Source organism: Salipaludibacillus sp. CUR1 (genome assembly GCF_021028955.1).
In the GTDB taxonomy this organism is placed as follows: Bacteria; Bacillota; Bacilli; order Bacillales; family Salisediminibacteriaceae; genus Salipaludibacillus.
The window spans coordinates 1-21609 of the sequence record NZ_JAIWPE010000096.1; the positions used below are offsets into that span (position 1 = coordinate 1).

Annotated in this window: 23 protein-coding genes; 9 read left to right on the top strand and 14 right to left on the bottom strand. The window is 42.3% G+C overall.

Annotated features, from left to right (window positions below; translation table 11 throughout):
• Positions 1-127: 127 nt before the first annotated feature.
• Complete coding sequence (locus tag K8O68_RS18705) at positions 128-529, top strand: YndM family protein (RefSeq protein ID WP_230898295.1); 402 nt, start codon at positions 128-130, stop codon at positions 527-529.
• A 470-nt stretch (positions 530-999) separates the two neighbouring features.
• Here the strand turns inward: K8O68_RS18705 and K8O68_RS18710 are convergent, their stop codons facing one another.
• Complete coding sequence (locus tag K8O68_RS18710; protein WP_230898296.1) at positions 1000-1740, bottom strand: YheC/YheD family protein; 741 nt, start codon at positions 1738-1740, stop codon at positions 1000-1002.
• A gap of 638 nt (positions 1741-2378) precedes the next feature.
• On the opposite strand from K8O68_RS18710, the gene K8O68_RS18715 reads away from it, so the two are divergent.
• The 4 genes from K8O68_RS18715 to K8O68_RS18730 all read left to right on the top strand — a co-directional run bounded on the left by K8O68_RS18715 (position 2379) and on the right by K8O68_RS18730 (position 6542).
• On the top strand, positions 2379-3557 hold the full coding sequence (locus K8O68_RS18715; protein ID WP_370640556.1) for a pyridoxal phosphate-dependent aminotransferase: 1179 nt from the start codon (positions 2379-2381) through the stop codon (positions 3555-3557).
• Between the two features lie 396 nt (positions 3558-3953).
• Positions 3954-5441 carry a S8 family serine peptidase gene (locus K8O68_RS18720; RefSeq protein ID WP_230898297.1) on the top strand — a complete coding sequence of 496 codons (1488 nt, stop codon included), beginning with the start codon at positions 3954-3956 and terminating at the stop codon, positions 5439-5441.
• A gap of 266 nt (positions 5442-5707) precedes the next feature.
• Positions 5708-5956: a hypothetical protein gene (locus K8O68_RS18725; RefSeq protein WP_230898298.1), complete on the top strand. Its 249-nt coding sequence runs from the start codon at positions 5708-5710 to the stop codon at positions 5954-5956.
• Positions 5957-6173: 217 nt separating this feature from the next.
• Complete coding sequence (locus K8O68_RS18730; protein WP_230898299.1) at positions 6174-6542, top strand: hypothetical protein; 369 nt, start codon at positions 6174-6176, stop codon at positions 6540-6542.
• Positions 6543-6692: 150 nt separating this feature from the next.
• On the opposite strand, the gene K8O68_RS18735 is transcribed toward K8O68_RS18730, so the two are convergent.
• The 4 genes from K8O68_RS18735 to K8O68_RS18750 form a co-directional block, all read right to left on the bottom strand.
• Positions 6693-7040: a DUF4181 domain-containing protein gene (locus K8O68_RS18735; RefSeq protein ID WP_230898300.1), complete on the bottom strand. Its 348-nt coding sequence runs from the start codon at positions 7038-7040 to the stop codon at positions 6693-6695.
• A 31-nt stretch (positions 7041-7071) separates the two neighbouring features.
• Positions 7072-7587, bottom strand: a complete 516-nt coding sequence (locus K8O68_RS18740; protein ID WP_230898301.1) for a hypothetical protein — start codon at positions 7585-7587, stop codon at positions 7072-7074.
• 505 nt (positions 7588-8092) lie between these two features.
• A complete protein-coding gene (locus K8O68_RS18745; RefSeq protein WP_370640557.1) occupies positions 8093-8725 on the bottom strand; it encodes a pyridoxine/pyridoxamine 5'-phosphate oxidase in 633 nt (210 codons plus the stop codon).
• 87 nt (positions 8726-8812) lie between these two features.
• Positions 8813-9343 (bottom strand): methyltransferase family protein, encoded by a 531-nt coding sequence (locus K8O68_RS18750; protein WP_230898302.1) that lies wholly within the window; start codon positions 9341-9343, stop codon positions 8813-8815.
• 168 nt (positions 9344-9511) lie between these two features.
• On the opposite strand from K8O68_RS18750, the gene K8O68_RS18755 reads away from it, so the two are divergent.
• A complete protein-coding gene (locus K8O68_RS18755) occupies positions 9512-10108 on the top strand; it encodes a TetR/AcrR family transcriptional regulator (protein ID WP_230898303.1) in 597 nt (198 codons plus the stop codon).
• An 81-nt stretch (positions 10109-10189) separates the two neighbouring features.
• Entirely contained in the window at positions 10190-10696 is a 507-nt protein-coding gene (locus tag K8O68_RS18760; RefSeq protein ID WP_230898304.1) for a DUF421 domain-containing protein, read from the top strand.
• A 409-nt stretch (positions 10697-11105) separates the two neighbouring features.
• Here the strand turns inward: K8O68_RS18760 and K8O68_RS18765 are convergent, their stop codons facing one another.
• From K8O68_RS18765 to K8O68_RS18795, 7 genes are all read right to left on the bottom strand, one after another.
• The gene (locus K8O68_RS18765) at positions 11106-11561 is read right to left on the bottom strand and encodes a DinB family protein (RefSeq protein ID WP_230898305.1); all 456 of its coding nucleotides are present in this window, start codon (positions 11559-11561) and stop codon (positions 11106-11108) included.
• A gap of 184 nt (positions 11562-11745) precedes the next feature.
• Positions 11746-12219, bottom strand: a complete 474-nt coding sequence (locus K8O68_RS18770; RefSeq protein WP_230898306.1) for a DinB family protein — start codon at positions 12217-12219, stop codon at positions 11746-11748.
• 145 nt (positions 12220-12364) lie between these two features.
• The gene (locus tag K8O68_RS18775) at positions 12365-14047 is read right to left on the bottom strand and encodes an outer membrane protein assembly factor BamB family protein (protein WP_230898307.1); all 1683 of its coding nucleotides are present in this window, start codon (positions 14045-14047) and stop codon (positions 12365-12367) included.
• A gap of 241 nt (positions 14048-14288) precedes the next feature.
• Positions 14289-15548, bottom strand: a complete 1260-nt coding sequence (locus K8O68_RS18780; RefSeq protein ID WP_230898308.1) for an MFS transporter — start codon at positions 15546-15548, stop codon at positions 14289-14291.
• Positions 15549-15796: 248 nt separating this feature from the next.
• Entirely contained in the window at positions 15797-16516 is a 720-nt protein-coding gene (locus K8O68_RS18785) for a hypothetical protein (RefSeq protein ID WP_230898309.1), read from the bottom strand.
• 180 nt (positions 16517-16696) lie between these two features.
• Positions 16697-16996: a 2Fe-2S iron-sulfur cluster-binding protein gene (locus tag K8O68_RS18790; protein ID WP_230898310.1), complete on the bottom strand. Its 300-nt coding sequence runs from the start codon at positions 16994-16996 to the stop codon at positions 16697-16699.
• 1 nt (position 16997) lies between these two features.
• Complete coding sequence (locus K8O68_RS18795; RefSeq protein WP_230898311.1) at positions 16998-18668, bottom strand: L-aspartate oxidase; 1671 nt, start codon at positions 18666-18668, stop codon at positions 16998-17000.
• Positions 18669-18848: 180 nt separating this feature from the next.
• Here K8O68_RS18795 and K8O68_RS18800 point away from each other — a divergent pair, with 180 nt between their 5' ends.
• Both K8O68_RS18800 and K8O68_RS18805 read left to right on the top strand, forming a co-directional pair.
• A complete protein-coding gene (locus tag K8O68_RS18800) occupies positions 18849-19622 on the top strand; it encodes a maleate cis-trans isomerase family protein (RefSeq protein ID WP_230898312.1) in 774 nt (257 codons plus the stop codon).
• Positions 19606-20337 carry an aspartate/glutamate racemase family protein gene (locus K8O68_RS18805; RefSeq protein WP_230898313.1) on the top strand — a complete coding sequence of 244 codons (732 nt, stop codon included), beginning with the start codon at positions 19606-19608 and terminating at the stop codon, positions 20335-20337. Before K8O68_RS18800 ends, K8O68_RS18805 begins: the two co-directional genes overlap by 17 nt.
• 95 nt (positions 20338-20432) lie before the next feature.
• Here the strand turns inward: K8O68_RS18805 and K8O68_RS18810 are convergent, their stop codons facing one another.
• Both K8O68_RS18810 and K8O68_RS18815 read right to left on the bottom strand, forming a co-directional pair.
• A complete protein-coding gene (locus K8O68_RS18810) occupies positions 20433-21206 on the bottom strand; it encodes a 3-hydroxybutyrate dehydrogenase (RefSeq protein WP_230898314.1) in 774 nt (257 codons plus the stop codon).
• A 60-nt stretch (positions 21207-21266) separates the two neighbouring features.
• Positions 21267-21548: an SDR family NAD(P)-dependent oxidoreductase gene (locus tag K8O68_RS18815; protein WP_370640558.1), complete on the bottom strand. Its 282-nt coding sequence runs from the start codon at positions 21546-21548 to the stop codon at positions 21267-21269.
• Positions 21549-21609 lie beyond the last annotated feature (61 nt).

Below are 21609 nucleotides of genomic sequence, written 5' to 3' on the forward strand. Positions count from 1 at the left end.
TAAAAATATATTCCAGTTTCAATATATATCCATATTTATGCGTGAGAATCTTATCTGGTGTTTGTGAAATTGTAAGTATCCGTTAGTATTTAGAAGAAAATTAAACTTTATAGAGGGAGGAGAAAAAATGGAACATGGCAAACCAATTGCAATTAAAGGAGTTACCACACTTGCTGTACTGTATGTGGTGCTTGGTCTTGGCTATCAGGTTTCCTTTGGAATAGTTCTGTTAATGACTGTCGTATTGGGCGCTGTCTCTTATATAGCAGGCGATTTGGCCTTACTTCCTAAAACAAACAATATTATTGCCACCGCATCAGACGCTGTCCTTTCCTTTCTTGTTATATGGCTGATCGGCATGGCGTTTGGCTTGCCTGGAGCTGCACTGGCAGTCCCAGCCCTTATTGCGACAGCAATTCTTGGAGCTTTTGAATTTTACTACCATCTGTATATTGCCAATAAAGAGATTGGAATGAACTCGCCAAGCAACAGCAGCTGGCCAAAAGCGAGCCACCACATAAAAGATTAGAACACCCCGCAATGGAGAGATCCATTGCTTTTTTTGCGGGTTTGAGGAACTGACTATTTCAGGAAGAGGCTTTCCATGGGGCTTGTCTTCATCTGATTCTTCCTTGGCGAAGGTTTGCCAAAATCTTAGGATAAAATATTAAAGGCAATGGAAAATATAAACAAGCAAAATTGACCTTGTGCTGAGCGGCTGAAAAAAATGGGCAATTACTCCATAAGCAAATAGAAACTGTTAATGCGAAGTTCCTTACATTCTTACTGTTTTCTCGGATTTCTTCTCAAAAGTCCTTTAATAGAAAAAACAGAAACTCTCGAGTAATGAGGGTTTTTGTTTTTTATTTTGTCTTTCATTAGGCAGAGAAATTAATTAAATCCTATTATTATCAATTTAGCCCCCGGTTAGTTTAAAAACCTGCCATGGATAGCATACGAAAAGATTGTTATTCCTATCAAATGCAAGGTATGAAGGTCTTATCCGTGGTCGTATTCCAGGACCCTTTCATACATTGCTTTATCTTTTAAAAATAAAAATATATTATTGCTTCCCCTGTAGTTCGCTTCTATAATCCATACTTTCCCACTGTAATCTATCCCCATATCAATACCGAAACGGCGATGGTGCGGATACTTTTTTTGAAGCACGCTGGCAGTCCTGAGTGCAATGGATTTCACTTCTTTCTCGAGGGCTTTTAAATCCTTACTATACAAGGATGATTGTCTAATTGCTTCTTCAAAGGTAAGAACTTTAGCAGCGACATTTGTAGTTACATAATGTCTTGCAGCTACTTTTGCCGCAATTGCGGTCACTGACCATGGACTATTAACATTTTTACGCTGAACCATCACTCTAAAATCAAAAGGGCAATTATTAATTTTTAGAAGGTTTACTTTTTGCTGTATAATATACCGTTTACCCTTCACTTTCAGATATCGGCAAAAATAATTGTATGCACGTTTAGTACCCAGAATCATAACTCTCCTGTTACCTGAATGAAATTCATAAATTCTCTTTCCTCCTCCACCCGCTCTCACATGCACGACTCCTGCTCCCATTTCTCCTACACTTGGCTTTAGGAATACCTCCCTATAACGATTAAGAAATAGCTGGAAAGTTTTATAAGTCAATAATTGTGTAGGCGGGACGGCTTGGGCAAGCCAAGGATCCTTTTTCATCACGTTATATTTAGTCCATTTACCTACTGATACAGCCATTGATTCACCCCCCTTATTAGTATTTATAAAGCTTGAAAAACCTTTCCTGTCAGTTTGAGTACTGGCAGCTAAAAGATATCTTCACCTTTAAGAGTAACCGGGTTGTACTATTAACATATGACTTTTTATTAAAGGAGGCACGGCATGACCACAAAAGAGACAGCAGCTATAATAATTATCCTGTTTTTACATCTGCAGCAACGCACTGCAGAAATCCTTTAATAGTTATATTCTTTAGTATTTTAATCATTAATTTTTTAGTTTAAAGAGAAGAAGCATGCTTACTTTACTCCACAGAACCCCTTGGCTGCCGCTTTTCTTATTATGCTGCAAGCGGGCTAATTACTTTATAATAAATATCTTAATATGGAGCGTGACTAAATGATTTAAAATTAGAATGTGAATTTGGAACATAGTTATTTCAGAACATATTTACAGGATTTTATCATCGAAAATGTTGCCGTTGGGTGGGTTAAATAGAGCTTTCCCATAAAAATCGCTCCTCTCTATCAGCAAAACCTTTTTGAATAAGGCCGTCTTTGTTGGAACTTTTGAAATCATCTGAAGATTACCTTTACAAATTTCCCGCTTATGTCTATTATTATGGACAGATTGCGATGGATCGGAGAGTGAATACAGTGACTCAATTTGAACAATCACAGACTTTAAAACGATTGCCTGAACAATTTTTTGCAAAGCTGGTGAAAAAGACGCAGCAGCTTGAAGCCGAGGGGCATGACGTCATTAACCTCGGTCAGGGAAATCCCGACCTGCCCACCCCGCCCCATATAGTGGATGCGCTGAAGATGGCCGCTTCCAATGGAAACTATCACAAATACTCTCCATTCAGGGGACAGCCTTTTCTGAAAAAGGCTGTGTGTGAGTTTTATAAACGCGAATATGATGTGGATCTTGAGGCGGAGTCAGAAGTCGCTGTTTTATTCGGGGCTAAAACGGGGCTTGTGGAGCTGAGTCAATGTCTCTTAAATCCCGGGGACACAGCGTTGCTGCCGGATCCCGGGTACCCGGATTACATGTCAGGCATTGCCTTAGCTGATGCCAACCCTGCGTTCATGCCGCTGAAACAGGAAAATAACTTCCTCCCTTCATATAAAGACCTGACTAGCAAAGTTTTGGAGCAAGCTAAACTGATGTTCCTGAATTACCCAAATAATCCGACAGCAGGTACAGCTACAAAAGATTTTTTTGATGAGACAGTTTCATTGGCTAAAAAACACCACATCTGTGTCTGCCATGATTTTGCGTACGGCGCACTTGGATTTGACGGTGAAAAGCCAAGAAGTTTTCTCGAGTCAGAAGGGGCTAAAGAGACCGGTATAGAAATTTATACGTTATCGAAAACGTATAATATGGCAGGCTGGCGTGTTGGGTTTGCGGTCGGTAACGCCTCAGTCATTGAAAGTATTAATTTGATTCAGGATCATATGTACGTCAGCCTGTTCGGTGCGGTGCAGGAGGCTGCCGCTACGGCGCTTAAGGGACCGCAGGACGAAGTAAGGAAACTCGCCGCTACTTATGAACGGAGGAGAAACACGCTAATTTCCGGTCTCAAAAAAGCGGGCTGCCGGGATATCCAGTCCCCTAAAGGGACATTTTTTGCCTGGATGCCCGTCCCGGAAGGATTCACTTCTGAAGAATTTGCGAACCTTCTCCTCGAAAAAGCTCATGTGGTAACCGCACCAGGCAATGGATTTGGCACCCATGGCGAAGGGTTTTTGCGCATTGGTCTCGTCCGGCCGGAAGACCGGATTCAGGAAGCATGTGAACGCATTGAAAAGCTTGGCGTGTTCAATTAAGGTCAGGTGGTCATTTATAAAAGCCAACACCCCCTGGGATTTCCTCAGGGGGTTGCTTATGCTTTTTTAATTAAACCATTTTACTTCTAAAGAAAGACACCTTGCCCTTTTTTTCTATTTACCTTTTAAAAAAGATCTCAGTGCTGACCCTTCTATCCCCTGTCTTTTTCTTCTCCTTTTTTAACTATATGGCCTATCTCCTTTTACCTTTTTCCAAAACTTTGTACTTAAAACTAAAATTACAATCCATATCTTTTGTCTTATTTTTCATAATTTTCACATTTTTAGAGGGTTTTTTCCTTAGTGTGACGAAATATTTGCTGTCAAAAGCCTGTGAGGCAGACAGAAAGGAGGATCAATTGAAGCAGTCAACTAAAAAAGAAAAGGGGTTATAAGATGAAGAAAACTTTTTTATGCGCTTTAATGGTACTTCTTTTTATGTCCAGCTTTAACCTGGGTGTTTTAGCAACCAGTGAAGCTGAAGTGACTGAGGACGGCAATCCGCTGTTTATGGTTGTATTTAATTCGCAAAACTTGCCTGAGAATGTGGAGGAAATCGTGGGGAACGCCGGGGGCGAGATTACATATCAAGTGCCTGAGGTTGGCGTAATTGAAGCCACTTCCGATACACCAGGTGAATTTATGAAAGCATTATTAAACCACCGGGCAGTTTTGAGTATTGGTCCGTCTCTTGAGGAACAGCTTGACTTGCCTGATTTTGAACTGGTTGAAAGTGATCTTCAGGAAGCTGGCGGAGAAGCTCCTGTAGAGAATATCTGGGAAGACGGCTGGCAATGGGATATTGAGCAAGTAACGAATAATGGCGCAAGTCATGATTTGGACCGGGAAGGCCGTGAAGATGTCGTCGTCGCGGTTATTGATTCCGGATTTGACTTCAATCACCCTGACCTTGCGGACTTCGTTGATGAAGAAGGCTCTCGTACCTTTGTTCCAGGTACAACTGATTCCTGGGATTTTAACAGCCATGGAACTCACGTAGCCGGAACCATTGGTGCAGAAGGACGAATGAAAGGTGTGGCTCCGGGTGTTACTCTCAGATCGTACAGAGTATTCGGAGCAACTGGCGGCGCGTCTCAAGTGTGGATCACTGACGCTATTATTTCAGCAGCTGATGATGGTGCAGATGTCATTAACATGAGCCTTGGCGGCACACGCCTCCGCGGCCAGTGGTTCTTCACTGATCCAGATACAGGTGAAAAAATCCGAGGCGGAAATTCCGCAGCTGATATTGTCGCTTATAACCGGGCGATCCGATATGCGATTAACAAAGGTGTAACCGTTGTTTCTTCTGCCGGTAACTCTGCACAGGATCTCAGTAACCCGTCCAAAGTGGCAGATTGGCAAAATTCAAGCCGGACTGATGGATGGGAAGCTAAAGGCGCTGTTGTCTTCGTTCCTGCCCAGATTCCTGGAGTGATCACCGTATCAGCGACAGGCGGCGGATTCGGCACAGAGGACCGTCTTGCTTTTTATTCAAACTACGGTAACGGAGCTATTAACCTTGGTGCACCTGGCGGTGACCTCGGACCTGAAGATGGTGAATCTGCCAGTAAATATCTTGTGTTAAGTGCGGTTCCGACATATATGAACTTCGATACAGGACGCGGGCCTGAAGCTGAAGCCTTGTTTGGCCCGGGTTACGGGTGGAAAGGCGGAACATCTATGGCCGCTCCTCAAGTGTCCGGTGCTGCTGCCGCTTATATTGCCCAGCAATATGAAAGAACAGGCGTCAAGCCAAACCCAAGGCAGGTACAGACGCATCTTCAGCAGACAGCTGTTGATACAGGCAAAAAAGGCTACGATGAATATTACGGACACGGTATTGTTAACTCTTACAATGCACTTACAGGTAAGAAAAGATAATTAAAAGGCACAAAAATTAAAGCAGCGCCCACTGGCAAAAATGTACAGCACATTTTTGGACATCCAGTTTACCCGGCGCTGCTTTTTATTTTTTAAAATTCCTGTCTCAAAGGCTATTGTCCTCTATCCTAGTGGACTTACCCATTTTCCCCACGTTCACCTAGTAAAAAATGCTGAATTTCCACATCTATCCTGATATATATACCCTAAGTATGTTTGGTTGTCTTACATATACTATTATATCTTTGAATGGGAGGAGAATTAACATGGGTACACAGAATTTCATAACGTCGTCGTTCGAACCTGAGAGCGAAGACAATCTGTTTAGGGACCAGAGGCTTTTAGATCTGGAAGCTTCTCAAGACGAGTTTAATTACCGTGATACTGCCCCTTCACAGGCAAGAGAAAATAACAGGCGGAACCTTTTTCAGCGAATGTCCACCTGGGTTCGACGCTTGTTTAAGCTGAACCCATCTGTAAAGTCTGCTGCTGAAAGTACACCCACCTACAAGTAAATTTATGAGGTTTTCTCATACCGGTTTTCCTGTATAAGAAGTGACCCAGGCTTAGAAATCATTCATTCTAAGCCGTTTTTTTATGCAGTTATACCTCTACGCATAAATTTTAGATGACCTTCTTTAAAACAGGCTTCTCTACCAGACTGTTTGTCCTCTACAATCTATTTCCTCTTTGCATACGATGTAATATCTAAAGAGAAAGGAGATGACACTTATGAGAACAAGAAGATACTATGTTTGCAGAAAAGCACGCAAAAAAAATAGAGATAAAAAATTTAAAAAAATAAACAAAAAGCTTAATAATATTCAAGGCCAGCTTCAATACCAAACTCAAATTCAGGAACAAATCCAGCAGCAGCTTCAGCAGCAGTTCCAGTGGCAGCAACAATTTCAGTTCCAGTTTCAGTCGCAATTCCAGGAACAAAATGTGACGGTTAATAAAAAGTCGTCCGATAACCTCGTATTAATTTTAATACTAATAATTTTCTTAGGCGGCGGAGGAGGCGACGGTTTTAACAGTGAAAACTCTTTTAAACCTGAAGATTTATCAAATATGCTTGCTTTAATTAATCAATTCAAATAAAACACAATTATAGATTTAAAATAGAGAAGGAACTGTTAAGCTTTCTTTCTCTATTTTTCTAAACTAAGAGAGTAACCAACCAGTTAACAGCTGGTTTAATAGTCCGCTTCACGCCCATCATCCAGGACATGTACACGGCGCTTTCAATCATTATAAAACCAATAAAAATACGAGCGGTGCACTCACATAGACATAAACACCGGCTGTTACGACATATTCCTTAGCGGCAGGCGCGAAATACCACTCTGCGAATGCCTGGCTTAGAAAAGCCAGTGTAAAGACCGGGAGTGCAAAAGCTGGCAGGTTTTCAGTAACGGGAAGTTCCGTTCCAAACACAAGCACCAGAATAATAAGTATAAAAAAAGCCATGCTTCCGTAAGAATAATATCTGCCTTTTGTGTCCTTCAGTTTCTTTTCGTTTGCCGGAACGAGCCATCTTGTCAGAAAAAATTGGACAAGGAGCGCTGACAAGACAACCAGTGAAACAACATTAACCATAGCAGCCTCCTTCTTATTCGCTTTTCTTCATTCAGTGTGCTATTTCCCAGCTGAACTCATAATTATCTTCAAGATCGCCGTCCGAATCAAATAACAAGTTCTGCACCTTTCCTCTACCAGTCACTATAATCAGCTGAGTATCAACAGATTCTCCTTCTTCAAGACCTCCTGTATAAACGTCAAATGGAAAGGCTTCTAAATCCATTCTGCTAATATAAAATTCGCCAGGCGTGGACTCTTCATTATGTAAAATACCAAATGAATGGTAATAAAAATCCCGGTCTATTTCTACCGGGCTCCCCCCTGTGTTTTCTATATTTAACTCTATTAAAGCCACTTGGCCTGTCGATGTTACCTGCGGCAGCCCCTCATTTTTATCTATCTGATTTTCTTCAGTGCCTATTTGGATATTTTCAGGGGTGATTTCAAGGTTTTCCGTAGCGGCTGTTTCTCCCCAGGTCAGCTCCCCTGTGTTTCCTGTAAGCTGACAGCCTGATAGTACCACTGAAAAAGATAATAAACTAACTAATCTTAGTAACTGTTTCATATATTCCCCGCCTTTTTAGTCATACTTGCTTTTTCTCATTTTCCGAATGGTCTAGATAGCCTGCCTACCATTCTCTCATATAAGTTTTTACGGGACAGGTCAGTCAAAGTTTCAGGAAAGTCTTAATATACTTTTTTACAAAAGCTTGGCAAAAGATTACTATTGAATGATCCGCCCCCTTTTCTGTACAGCTGTTGACCTGCTCAATATTTGACATGTCTCTTTCTTTTTAAGTGTTTTCAGTCTCAGCCTACAGTCTAACATTATTTTCCACTAAACAAAAAAACGACCTGCTCCTTCCAGATCGTCGTTAGCCAAAACCGGAAGCTCTTTATTCCGTCTGGCTTACAGATTTTTCATATAATTTTTTAAGACCGCCGCTAACTCCGTAGGCTAACCATTTATTCACACGTATTTTTTCATAGTAATTTTCCAAATTGGAAGTCAAATAAAGTTTTAAATACCCTTAATCAGCAGTGAGTTTCAACCCGTAATAGCATTAATTTTAAGGCCACAACAAACTTTTTATCCATTTACCGCCTTCTAATTTATACTTTAATCTAATATGTTTCCTGTCTTCCTGTGCTTGCCAAAATTCCACTTCTTTTGCTGCTGCTCTGTATAACGTCCAGGGCGGAAAGACTAAATCAGGGTGCTCATCTATTCTATTAAGCTGTTTTTCTACAGCCTCGTCAACTTCATGCAAGTCTTCTAAAATTGAACTTTGTTTGCCTATTAAAGCAATGGCCCGTGGTACCTTTCCTCTGTCTAAAAAGTCTCCAGCACTTAAATTTTTGCCCATATCACATGCTTTTCCCCGTATTCTCACCTGCCTGCCAACTAATGACCAATAAAAAGTTAAGGCAACATGAGGGTTAATCTCAAGATGTTCACCCTTATTGCTATTGGAACTTGAGGCGAAGTACCAGCCCTCTTCGTCAATATCCTTTAAGATAAGTACTCGCGCATCCGGAAAGCCGTTAGCATCTATTGTGGAAAGCGTCATGGTATGAGGTTCATTTACGCCCCGGTTAAGTGCTGAATCAAACCATTCTATGAAAAGGTCATGAGGATCTACCGGTGCTTCTGTAATATTAAACGTTGGAAGAGGCCCTGCAAGTGTTTTGCTTTCCTTAATTTTTTTCTGACTTCCTTCATCTCAAACCTCCTGTTCCATAAAATCCAGTTCTTCTTCAAAGTCCTTATTTTTCTTTTATTTAACTGATCACTTTTCTTCAGGATTCCATGGCGTTCGTCTCGGCACCATTCTCGGTACATTTCTTTTGTATTCAGCATAGTCCTCACCAAATTTTTTATGGAGATGAGGTTCTTCTCCAAAAATGAAATAAGAATAATTGACCACGGTGAAAGATACAAACCATAAAACTAGCGGCCATGAACCAAAAATGAGCACTTCACCGAGTAAAATTAAGACGACTCCGCTTATCATCGGGTTACGAGAATATTGATAAGGTCCGCTGACTACCAGTTTATTGGGAGGGTTCCAGGGTGCCAATGTTCCATTTCCCTTTTTGGCAAACTGAAAGACAGTAACTATAACCAGTAAAATTCCGGCAATCAGTACCAGGAAACCAGCTGAAAATACTAGAAAAAAGACAGGACTGATTAATCCCCAGCCCAAAGTATTGTTAAAGAAAAACAATACTAGTGAAGGAATAACGACCGTTACATTAAAAGGCAAAAGTAAGATTGATATGAGATGTGAAACCAATGACGCTGGTTGTTTATTTTCCACTAAAAATCACCTCCTTGTCAGATTAATCAACACCCTGTTGATTATCTTCCTGTTATTAATTATAATAAAGCTCCCTTCGATTTCAATAAACAATATGTTAAGGCATGTTGATTACTGAACAGACTGTATGAAAGTGTTGAGAAAATCCGAAACAGGAGGTTATTAAAAATGGAAATGAAAAAAGACCGCAGAGTGTTACGGACAAAAACAAAAATACGTGATACATTCGCAAAATTGATTGACCAGAAAGGGTTAGACCGAGTGACTGTAAAAGATGTAACAGACCATGCAGATATTAACCGCGGGACATTTTACTTGCATTACCAGGATAAATACGATTTGCTTGAGCAAAGCGAGGACGACCTTCTGGAAGGTATTAAACGTATTGCGAAGGAGCTTGATACGGTTAATATGAAAAAGTGGGACAGCCGGCGCGAGCCTCATCCGGCTGCTGAAAAATACTTTTCTTATTTAAAAGAACACTCAGTTTTTGTTAAAGCGGTGTTAGGGCCTAAAGGTGACCCCGGGTTCCAAAATAAGCTGAAGAACTTAATCGCAACCCAGATTAAAATGAGATTAACCGATCTCTCTAAGGAAAAACTGCCTATTCCATCAGATTATTTAATTGCATATGTGGTATCTGCTCATTTAGGTGTCGTACAGCATTGGTTTGAAGGCGGTTTGAAAGAATCTCCAGAAGAAATGGCAGACATGCTTTCTAATATGAATTTTTACGGACCATTAGCCGCTGGAGGATTAAAATAGTTTTGTTTCCTTTAACAGTTTTCACCCCTTCAATTTGTGGAAAGAAAACTTATAGGTACTGATTTAAGGAGGCAACGAGCTATGATGTTTGATGATTGGAGCGGAGTGATCAGGGTTATACTCATAGGTGTAATGGTTTACCCTGCTGTTATTATTATGTTAAGAATCTCAGGAAAACGGACACTTTCCACCATGAATATGTTCGATCTGGTTATCACGGTAGCCCTTGGTTCTACGGTAGCCACCATTATATTATCTCCTGATGTGGCCTTTGCGGAAGGCGCAGCCGCGCTTGCACTCCTCATATTACTGCAATTTCTGGTAACATGGTTTGAAGTGCGTTCAAAAGCGTTTACTTCTCTAATCAAAGGGGAACCGCAATTGCTTTTTTACGAAGGAAAGTACATGGACACAACGTTAAAAAAGGAACGGCTCAAAACAGACGAAGTGAGGCAGGCTGTCAGATCAGAAGGGATTCTTTCAATGGACGAGGTAGAAGCAGTTGTCCTTGAAACAAATGGTTCATTTTCAGTCATAAAGAAAGAAAATGCTGCCGGAGAAAGCTCCTTAAAAGATTTACGAGACTGAAATAATACGATGAGGTCCTTTTAAAGTGAGGAGGCTGTTTAGTTACCGGCAGCTAACTGCAAAAGTTAAAAGAATAGTAATCATAAAGAAAGCCGAACAAAATTTTCAAATTTTGTTCGGCTGTTCTTTTTGAGAAAAGGAGTGATTTCAGTCCGCCAGGCGGTGGCTTGCCAAGGGGCTTGTCTTCAGCTAAATTCAACTCAGCCTGGAGCTTCGTTGAATTGGATCTTCAGACTGCGCTTAATCCCTGTGGCGTCGCCGCCTTCTGTCCTTCAATCAAAAAAGCTGAGGGTATTTAAAAATTGGTAAAACTAAAAGTGACCCACCTTATAAAATGTTTGATCAATTACAAACTTGTCTTTATTTTTGTACCAGCTTCTTTTAATTAAGTTAAATCGATATAATTACCTTAAGTTTTTATAAATAATGGCAGGTCTGTATGCCCCATTTCACGGACATAAACAAACAAATTCCCTTTATGATGGATTTCATGCACAACTGCGATTTCCAGCACTTTTTCAGCCGGCAAGCTTGAGCCAATTATGTCGGTCAGATCGATCATGTCATTCAAACTGTCTTCAGATAACGACTCAATTAGTTTGACTGCTTCATCCGTATATTTATCTGCCAGTTTGCTTAAATCATCTTCTTCACTTTTCTCATGAATAGGTTCCGGAGCCTGCTTTGCAGCTGATGCGGCAAACATATGAAACGTCGTCAGCATATGAATGACAAGCTCTTTTGCGGACATCGATGTCGGGGCCGGTTTATAATCGAAATGCTCAGGCTCAATCTTATCAATCAATTCGTTCGTCACTTTCCGGTGAGACAAAAAATAATTTTTCAGGCTGGCGCTTTTACTCATGGAATCCCCCTTACTAAAAGTTAGTTTACTGACTTTTACGCTAAAGCAAAATCTTCCATGAGTCAAGCGGTGGGTTTTCGTGCATCAGCCGGAAGCTTCTGGTGTCACTGTAGCTCACAGGCTGGCGGCCGGTCTTAAATGAGAGCTTTAATCTATTTACAATAGTTCAAGCGCTCCCCTCCCTTTATTCTTTAAGAGAGGGAATCGTTTCAGTGATCTGAGCAAAGTGGTGCCGGTCATGCTCAGCCAATCCGTGTAAGTAGTCATATAGCGTAAGGGTCGTCTGACCAATTGAAAATGGCTGGTCCCATAAGCGGTCCGGCAGTTCTTTTACTGCATTTAAAAAATCTTTGCGAGTCGAGATAAACTTTTCGATAGTGGTTTGCTGAGGCTCTTGTCTGCTGAGAGCTGCTGACCGGCTGTTTGTTTCATTGCTGCCAGGTCCTTTCGGAAGCTTATCTTCGGAAAAAAGGTATGGCAAACGGTTAATCATGACAAACTCGTCCCAAGGCTTAAAGTGTCCTATTATTTCAGCAATAGTCCATTTGTCTTCGGCAATGGGCGTGCGCCACTCTTTTTCACTTAATTGGCTCAATGAGGAGACAAAACCGATCGCTTTTAAGTGGTGCTCGATAATTTCTTCTTTTCCCTTTTTCATTTAATCACCTCTTAACTATATTATTTTATTTTTTGAAAACTGGCCAGGGAAAGATTCGTATTATTTACTGTACAAATGATAGATAAAATTGACACTATGAAAGATGTTCTTTATGTATTTATTTATGGAACGTCGACAGGGACTGCTACTTAATTTTCACTTGATGGATCTTCCCGCTTCTGCTTGCAAACACTATCCTATCATTATAAACAGCTGGCGAAGCTTCGATATTACGGCCAAAGTTTTTTGAATCCAGTACTTCTCCTGTTAAACCATTAAGAATGTGAAGATTGCCTCCAAAGTCTGCCTGAATGAGGAAGCCATCCCCGTTCTCATTATAAACGTCTACAGGCGAGCTCCAGGCATAATCGTCCATCTCCCATCTCCATACTTCTTCCCCCGTTTCACTGTCAAGAGCAACCATAATTCCCTCGTATAACCCCTGATGACGTGCAACTGTGTAGATAATCAGCCCATCCATACTTTCCTTCCCCAGCACCGGAGTAGCTAACACTCCGCCTACCACTCCAGGATAATAATAAGCAAAATGACTTTTTTGCCATACCACTTCTCCTGTAATTCCGTTAATTTTACGAAGGTACGCATCTCCGTTTTCACCTTGTATATCCACTTCTGTTCCTGTGTAGAGAAACGGCACATCATCAATTATTTCCAAAACGATGGTAGAGTCTGTATCATCTAAGGGAGGAAGCGCCCATATAGGTTTATTATCTGCAAGGTTAACCGCCAGAATCGATCCTCCGTTATCCGCAAAATACGCAATATTTTTGTACACAGCTACAGAATTTTCAATACCCTGGTAGTCGTTCCCTTCAATTTCATACCGCATTTTTTGCTCCTCTGGGGATACCGAAATACTCCCTTCAACTTTGTCAAAGACTGTATTTAATTTAATGTTGTAAAAAATTCCGTTTTCCCCGCCAGTTATGAGCGTATCGGTTTCTCTGTTAATTAATGCTGAACCATCAAAAGCTCCCCATTCACGGTAAGCATACTCATCTCTTCCATCAATATGGTGGAGCAGTTCACCATCCAGAAGGCTGAAGATATTAAAGCCGAAATTATCCTCTCCTTTTTTATCATCAGACCGGGGGACGCCGTCCCCTTGGTATAAAAGCGGGTATCCTCTGCTGTCCACAGATACACTGCCTTTAATGGGATTCTGAACTCTGATCGGTTCTCTTGACTGCTTGCCTGATTCAAGATCAAAGAAATAAATATTCCCATCAAGAGAGCCTTGGATTATTTCAACGAAGTTTTCCTTCTCTTTGAATTCTTCTTTTATATTCATTACCTTTCTTATCTCTTCGTCCCATTTAATAATTGCAGGCTGGCCAGTCCAGCCTGCTCCTCCTCCCCAATCTTCATTATGTCCGGTAGTAAAGCTCCATTGCTCTTCAAGGACCATCTTTGAGGAGGAACTGATGCTTCCAAAAGAAGGACGATCACGCCAGTGCCCTCCCCTGAATGTTAGTACGCCTTCTAAATCAGTATAATTTTCAGGAAACATTACCTGATCTGGTTCTGCAAACACATTATCTTTTTCTAACTCAAATTCAATATGGTCTTGGAAATAGTTTTCGACCACAATTGGTTCATACTTATCACTTTGTCCCGTGGGTACACGCTCTGCTTTATCTTCGCTGGAATTGTTTCCGCTAAGTTCTTTTTCTTCTTTCTCAATCTCTTCTCCCATATTTCTTTGATTCTCTGTTTCCTCTTCAGAAATAGTAAGCTGGTTGACATTATTACAGGCAGAAAGGGATAAAATCACTGCACACGCTGCTGGAAGCCATAATTTTAACAAAAATATCATCCTTACTAATTAATTCCCCACCAATATATCACATAAAATTTGAAAAAATTGTCATAAATTCTGCTCCCATATGAAGTCTGCAAACCTAAAAAAAGATCCTCAACAATTTAATTGAGAATCTTAATTTTAAAAACCAGCTATTTAAAAATGTTTTCTGTACTATTAAGACAATATTGCAAGTTGAATAATTAGTTGTGGTCAAGTTTTCCCAGAGACTGGGGCCCCGCCAGTATCATCTGGTCTTTTCATATTCCTTTTCTTCTTTTTCACGTTCTTCACGTTCCCTGGCTTCTTCTTTTCTTTTCTGCTGGCGGTAGCCGTAGGTGGTATTTAATACGGTTTCTTCACTTTCCAGCCCCGCACCAAGTGCCCCTATAATTGTTGCAAAAGAAGCACCCAGCCATGCCAGTAAAACATAGTTGCCGAAGTTCACTGAAGTAATTAATTCCTCTTCCATTAAAGAAGGTGGAATTAACAGAGAGACGGCTGCTAAAAACATCACGAATAAACTGACATAATAAAAGATGACACCAACAAACAGCGTAAAAAAGGTCGCAATATTATATCGCCTGACAATAAATTTAGAATTTGCTTTATGAGGAGATTCCCATAAATCATGGGCGAGGATCACCCAGGTCACCATAGCAAGAATAGACGTTACCATGACCGCGAGAAATCGCCATATCACATACTCATCACTCAGCATCCAAAGAGTCGGAAAAATAAGAGCATAGGCCCCTGTGGCGAAAGCGACGGCCAGTACACTTTTAAAAGAAGGAAAAATCGTCCACGGCCGGTTAGCAAGCACCATGCCGGAAATTAACCTGATACTTCCGCTCACTTTTGAATTGACAAGGTATCGCACATCTATTTCCTCATCCGAATCATCAGAGAAGGTGACTCTTTTAATAGGAGAAAGAAGCTCGGTCAGGCGCCGGCTCATTAACTGGCGCGATCCTTTCTTATTAACCTCATCATCGTCCTTGCTCGTCTCTTCCGTTTTTCTTTCCTGCCGCTCCCGGGCTTCATCAGAACTCCCGTGATACATTTCATCAACCATCTGTATAATCGCTTCACGGACCCTTTTTTTCATAGGTGTAGAACCGAGTGATGGAAGTGATATTACCGCCATATTACTTTTTACGTTAACATCGGCTACAACCAGCAGCCTGTCCTGAAAGATAGGTAGGTCAGTTACACAAATCGCGAAATCCCAGCCTTGCTGTGTTTTACTTTCTTCAGTCTTTTCCAAAATTTGTTTCGATTCCCCCGCCACCCCGGTCAAAGGGTCGGTCACTGAATCGATTTTCCAATGGACACGGTCATCTACGAAACGGGACAGCAGGTCAGGGAGGTCATCACCCACTTTATGGACGATTTCTTCAGGCAGCTCAGGTGCCGGAACAAGCCCCACTACTTTCGTTTGTTTGCCACGCCCACTCTCATGGTCTTCATCGTACGTCTGGCGGTGACTATCTTGATTCGAACTCATAATTACCTCCTGCAGCCTATTATTGTTTAGCATATCTAAGTATTTAGTGGAAATCAGTGTTGTCATGACTAGCAAGCAAGAGTCTTCGACATTTTTCTTTACCCGGTTTCCAGCCCTTCCACTCCTTTTTTTGCTAAATTAATAAAGTTATATAAGCTTTCCTCTAAGGCTCGCAAACCTGGCATGTAAATGACCCTTTTTCTTATCTCCAATCAGTTAGTAAAGGTTCTGTAAATGAAACTGAAAATCTACCATTCCAGTAAAAATTTTAATAACAGCACAACGATAGAGTAACTCACAGAGCCGAACGCGAAAGATGGAAAATGCGTATTTTTGGCGAGCGGCACTTCAAACCTCATCACATTTAAAATCATCGCTCCCGAAATAAATGCGAAAACGATCGATAACGCCAATGGCGTCAATTGCAAAAACATGCCGAAAAGCCATCCTGCAATAATTCCTAAAACAAGGACAAACCGGCCGTATCTGTTGTACCGCTTATTATCTTTTAACCATAAATCGTGGGCCACCGCCACAAAGTGCATCCCTATAGCTACCGAGTAAAAAGCGGCCTGGACGCCTTCCACTTCAGAAGATATAACAATATAGGCGACCAGCATATTGTAAATACTGAAAAAAGAAAGCTGAACCCAGAAAAATGTCCCTTCCTTTTTTCCTTCTTCCGTCCTCCGGTAATAACTGGCTGCATTTTGAATAGCGAAAAAAATGAGCATGCCAATTAGCCCGAAAACGTAAAGTTCGGATTCCATGGTGAGCGCTTCTTCTCCAAAATCAGCCTGTTCTTCGTGCAGAGCGGGCAAAATATACATAAACACGTAAGAAGCAGCCACACCGGCAGAAAAGGAGAGCCATTTATTCCTTTTCATTCGTGAGCGAGGGAGAATTTTATTCGTCATTAAATGGATAATTATAAAAAGCAGTCCTGTTATAAATGCACCGGGTGTCACCGGGCTCCCCCCTTACTTACATCTTTTTTTCTCTCTGTTACCCCGTACCCTTAGTTATGCGTAAGTAACCTGGCAGTCGAGCGAACGGCCAAATCCCCCCCTGAAATATCTAAAACAAAAAAAGCCTCCTTGCTTACGCGAAGCAAGAGACATTTTTTTGGAATAAAAGACGCTTGAACTTCACACCTCTTTCACCAAATCTCTGATCGTATGGCCCTTCGGCAAAGGGGCGAGCGTTAAATAGCCCTCTTCACCTGGCTTGGCCCTTGCCATGCAGCTTAACCCGGGTTTTCCGTTAATCATCATCATACACGTCGCACATAACCCCGTCCGGCATGAAAAACGGTAGGCAATAGCGGGATCATGATGCCGGTAGATTTCCTCTATAATATTTAAAACCGTCATATCCGTTGAATAAGCGACTTCAAAGAATGACATTTCGCAGTTATCGCGCTCAATTTTCACTTGAATGACAGACATATTACCGATCTCCTTTAAAAGGCTGTCTTTGACAGACAAACCGGTCATCCAGATAAGTTACACTCGTATGATATGGCTTAGTCTCAAGCCCCGGATAGTCCTCATTATAATGGGCGCCTCTGCTTTCAGTTCTGTGCATTGCTGCTTCAACGATTGCTTTAGCGGTGCGGACCATATGGCGGCTCTCTATAAAATCAATGACTTCTCTCGAATAAGGTTTTAACGAAGGTGCCTTAGCCTCTTTTAATAGGACGTCTACTTTTTCGAGCTTTTCCCTGGCCTGATGAAGGCCTTTATCCGAACGAACCACTCCGGCTCCTTCGTCCATCACTGACTGTATCTTTCTTTTTATATCATAAGGACTTACGCCGTTTTTTCCCCTGACTGGAGAATCGCCCGTTAATTTCTGTAACCATTCGCTGACGTATCCGTTTAGGGACGTGGAAAAACGATTCTCCCTCTCAGCTGATTCATTTGCGGCAGCCTGCCCCGCCCGCGCTCCAAACACAAGGCACTCCGAAAGGGCATTGTTTCCGAGACGGTTGCCTCCGTGCAGCCCGCCTGCCGTTTCTCCTGTAACGTACAGACCCGGCACGGAAGAGGCGCCATTCCCATCGATTTGAACTCCTCCCATGATAAAGTGAGCCGCAGGACCGACTTCCGCACGATCCGTAGTTAAATCGACTCCCCTATCCATGCACATTTCATATTCGTGAGGAAAGTCGCTTTTAACTCTACTTGTTGTATGTGTCACGTCCATAAACACTGCCCCATTTTCTGTACCACGGCCCTGGCCCACTTCAGAAGCCATAGCAAGAGACAGTTTATCTCTCGTTGTATTTTCGAGCGTCCAAGGTTCATAATCTGCCATAAAGCGGTGCCCGTCCTTGTTATAGAGCCTGGAATAATGATAAAAGCTGATACAGAAGCCTGCAACAGACTGAGGGGCTTTTAAACTGACCGGATAAAACTGTACCTGTTCCATATCTTTAAGAGCGGCGCCTGCTCCCAGCCCGAGTGAAAACCCGTCTCCTGTCGCTTGGACAGGGTTACTCGTTACCGGATAAAGCTGGCCCATTCCGCCGGTAGCAAGAATAACCGTTTTAGCGTGAATGATAGACAGTTTATTCTCCGTTAAATCAAAGACGAGCGCTCCTGTGACTCTTTCAGACGACGTGAGCAGTTCCAGAGTAATAACATCGCTCCATGTTTTGAGGTTATCTTTAAGAGACCGTGCTTTTTTTAATAACGTCTGGAGGATCCCAAGTCCGGTTTTGCCTTTTCTCGCGCTGACCGAGCGTGAGATGGAATGTCCGGCAGTTGAAAAGACTGCCACTTCTTTCTTTTCATCGACATCCAGTTTTAACCCCCAGGCGATCAGCTCGTTAATTCTTTCAGAAATCTCCCCCGCTAAGATTTTTGCGAGTTCCGGATCACTGAGTCCCCTGCCGCTCTCTTCAATATCTTTTAAGTAAGTTTCCTCACTGTCTCCGTTAAGGGACCATTCACCTAAACTGGCAATCTGCACTGCCCCCACGGTCGAGCCGCTTTTCCCGACAGCCCCTTTATCAATCACGAGCACCTTTTGGCCTGACCGGGCGGCATAAACACTTGCTGAAAGGCCCGCGGCACCTGATCCTATGATTAAAACGTCAGTATTTATGATATCCATTGACGGACACTCATTTCTTTATAAATTTATTCCTATCTCCAAGAAAATTTTACGGTCTTATCTTGGCATGTTTTTAATAGAATGTAAAATCACCATGTGATTGGTGATAGAGCTAATGAGAGGCTGCGTTGTATATGAAAAGTAAGGAATGCTTAATTTTATTAAAGGAGAAATATGAGTATGTCTAAAAACCATCAATCTGTTAAAGTGGGGTTTCTTTATCCGGGCTTTGCCGCCGAAGATGACTTTCCGCAAATAGGGCAAATGGTCACTCCCCGAGTAGATGTGGAGCTTGTCCATACGACATTCATCGAAGACGCACACACAGTGGAAGCGTTAAGCGAAATGGGAAGCGTTAAGCGCATTAACGAAGGAACAAAAGAGTTAGCTGGTAAAAATTTAGATGCGGTGCTGTGGACTTCCACCAGTGCCAGCTTTGTTCTCGGTCTGGAAGGGATTAAAGAACAAGTCGCCGCCATGGAAAACGCTTTAAAGGTCCCTGCTTCAACGACCGCCTTAGCTTTTATCCATGCCGCACAAACTCTTAACGCGAAGCGGGTTGCCATCGCAGCCACCTACCCTGACGACATAGCAGTCATTTTTAAGAATTTCCTTGAAAATTTTCAGATTGAAGTCGTTCAGTACGCCAGCAAGAATATTATTACCGCGGCAGAGGTAGGCACGCTGCAAAAAGAAGAGGTGCTTCAATTCGCAGCAGACAACAGCCGGTCCGATATTGATGCTTTGTTAATTCCCGATACAGCTTTACATTCTGTTCAGTGGCTGGAAGATATTGAAACTGCCATTAAGAGACCGGTGATTACGGCAAACCAGGCCAGCTTCTGGGAAGCGCTCCGTCTCACAGGCAGGTTCACACCCCAGAAAGGAATAGGTACGTTATTTACACTAAAACCACTGGAACCAGGAGGACACACAGGTGATTTTAAGAGCTAACAAAGGCCAGGTCAGCTACGGTGTCTCAATCGGCATTATATTAATTGATACATTCACCCCCTTTATTCCGGGAGATGTTGGCAACGCTACGACTTACAGCTTTCCTGTCAGGTTTCAAACGGTGAAAGGCTTAACGTTCGATAAACTGTTAAATAAAGACCGGTCAATGCTGGAACCATTGATTGAAGCAGGGCAGGATCTCGTCAATGAAGGTGTTAAAGCTGTGACCGGGGACTGCGGCTATTTAGCGATGTATCAGGAAGCACTGGCTGACACACTAAAAGTCCCCGTCTTTATGTCCAGTCTGCTTCAGCTTCCCTTTATGTCCCATATGCTTAAAAAAGGCGAGAAAATCGGCATAATTTGCAGCAAAGCAGATTATTTTGACGAAAAGATACTGGAAGGGCTCGGAATAAACTCTCATGTTTCTCTCTGTGTCCGCGGCCTTGAAGGTCAGGAAAACTTCAGAAAAGCTGCACATGATGAAATCGGTATTATTGCACCTGACTTAATTGAACAGGAAGTAGTTTCGGTAGCCAGGCAACTCACTGAAGACGAACCCGCTGTAAAACTGCTTCTTTTGGAATGCAGCAGCCTTCCGCCATACGCCGCCGCAGTCCAGCAGGCCGTGCAGCTGCCTGTCTTCGATTACGTGACCATGATTAACTACGTCCATTCAACTCTTGTGCAGACACGGTTTAAGGGGTTTATGTGATTTCTTTACGAGTATTACACGCCCAGGAAGAGGTCGTCAACGACTAAGAGGAGTGGGAGGAGGCTGCCTTTTGGCAAGCCTCTTTATAAATATTCTTACTGGGCTGTATAACCGCCGTCAAGAACCACAGCCTGCCCTGTAATACCTTTTGCTTTATCGTCTGCAAGATAAAGGGCATAGTCAGCAATTTCCTGAACGGCCAGCAGACGTTTCTGAGGCACAAGCGGGTAGAGAACTTCTTCCTTCACTTTTTCTACCGGTACATTCCGGGTTTTTGCAAGATCTTCAAACTGTCCTCGCACGAGCGGCGTATCAACATAACCAGGGCAGATGGCGTTAACAGTGATATTGTGTTCTGCTGTCTCCAATGCCGCCACTTTTGTGAGACCGATGACACCGTGCTTCGCGCTGTTATACGCCGCTTTTCCGGCAAAGCCGATCACCCCGTTAATGGAAGCCATGTTAATAACACGGCCGCCGCCCTGTTTTTTCATGACCGGAAGTGCATGTTTCATCGCTATAAATGGTGCGACCTGCATAACTTTAATCATAAATTCAAATTTTTCAGTCGGGAATTCTTCAATCGGTGAAACGTGCTGAAGACCTGCATTGTTAAAAAGAACGTCCAGTCTTCCGTAAGTTTCAACCGTTTTAATGATTGCCTTCTTAATATCTTCTTCGCTCGTCACATCAACTTTAAGTCCGAGACAGTCGTAACCTTCTTTTTTCAGATTTTCAGTTACTTCGTTAATCTTTTCTTCGTTAATATCTGTGAAAACGACTTTTGAGCCTTCTTTCAGGAATGCTTCCCCTATTTGATAACCGATTCCGCTTGCTGCCCCTGTAATAAATGTTACTTTGTTATTCATATAAACCCCTCTTCTTATATAATTTATAGTTATACCTGATCTCTAAGACTTCAGAGATTTTCAGTTTTCCATTCCGACGATGCTGGATACACCCATGCCGCCGATGCATAAAGGGGCAAGGCCGTAGCGTGACTTTCTGCGCAGTGTCACAAGGCCCCTCGTTGGGAGTACTTTTCCTTCAATACCAGCCTTATTAAAGAGCACATCTACTTTACCAAAAGCTTCAACAGTTTTTTCTATGCAGTTTTTAACCTGAGCTTCATTTCCTGCATCCATGGCAACTGTTTTTAGTCTAATTCCGATCCTACCTGATCTAATGCTTCCTGATCTAGATCTACTAATCTAACCTTTGCTTCGTCATTTGAAAAAGTTTAACTGCTTCCTTGCCAATGCCTCCGGCAGC

Coding starts and splice junctions, on each gene's coding strand:
- K8O68_RS18705 (WP_230898295.1), top strand. CDS start 128: ATGGAACATGGCAAACCAATTGCAATTAAAGGAGTTACCACACTTGCT.
- K8O68_RS18710 (WP_230898296.1), bottom strand. CDS start 1,740: ATGGCTGTATCAGTAGGTAAATGGACTAAATATAACGTGATGAAAAAG.
- K8O68_RS18720 (WP_230898297.1), top strand. CDS start 3,954: ATGAAGAAAACTTTTTTATGCGCTTTAATGGTACTTCTTTTTATGTCC.
- K8O68_RS18725 (WP_230898298.1), top strand. CDS start 5,708: ATGGGTACACAGAATTTCATAACGTCGTCGTTCGAACCTGAGAGCGAA.
- K8O68_RS18730 (WP_230898299.1), top strand. CDS start 6,174: ATGAGAACAAGAAGATACTATGTTTGCAGAAAAGCACGCAAAAAAAAT.
- K8O68_RS18735 (WP_230898300.1), bottom strand. CDS start 7,040: ATGGTTAATGTTGTTTCACTGGTTGTCTTGTCAGCGCTCCTTGTCCAA.
- K8O68_RS18740 (WP_230898301.1), bottom strand. CDS start 7,587: ATGAAACAGTTACTAAGATTAGTTAGTTTATTATCTTTTTCAGTGGTA.
- K8O68_RS18755 (WP_230898303.1), top strand. CDS start 9,512: ATGGAAATGAAAAAAGACCGCAGAGTGTTACGGACAAAAACAAAAATA.
- K8O68_RS18760 (WP_230898304.1), top strand. CDS start 10,190: ATGATGTTTGATGATTGGAGCGGAGTGATCAGGGTTATACTCATAGGT.
- K8O68_RS18765 (WP_230898305.1), bottom strand. CDS start 11,561: ATGAGTAAAAGCGCCAGCCTGAAAAATTATTTTTTGTCTCACCGGAAA.
- K8O68_RS18770 (WP_230898306.1), bottom strand. CDS start 12,219: ATGAAAAAGGGAAAAGAAGAAATTATCGAGCACCACTTAAAAGCGATC.
- K8O68_RS18780 (WP_230898308.1), bottom strand. CDS start 15,548: ATGAGTTCGAATCAAGATAGTCACCGCCAGACGTACGATGAAGACCAT.
- K8O68_RS18790 (WP_230898310.1), bottom strand. CDS start 16,996: ATGTCTGTCATTCAAGTGAAAATTGAGCGCGATAACTGCGAAATGTCA.
- K8O68_RS18795 (WP_230898311.1), bottom strand. CDS start 18,668: ATGGATATCATAAATACTGACGTTTTAATCATAGGATCAGGTGCCGCG.
- K8O68_RS18800 (WP_230898312.1), top strand. CDS start 18,849: ATGTCTAAAAACCATCAATCTGTTAAAGTGGGGTTTCTTTATCCGGGC.
- K8O68_RS18810 (WP_230898314.1), bottom strand. CDS start 21,206: ATGAATAACAAAGTAACATTTATTACAGGGGCAGCAAGCGGAATCGGT.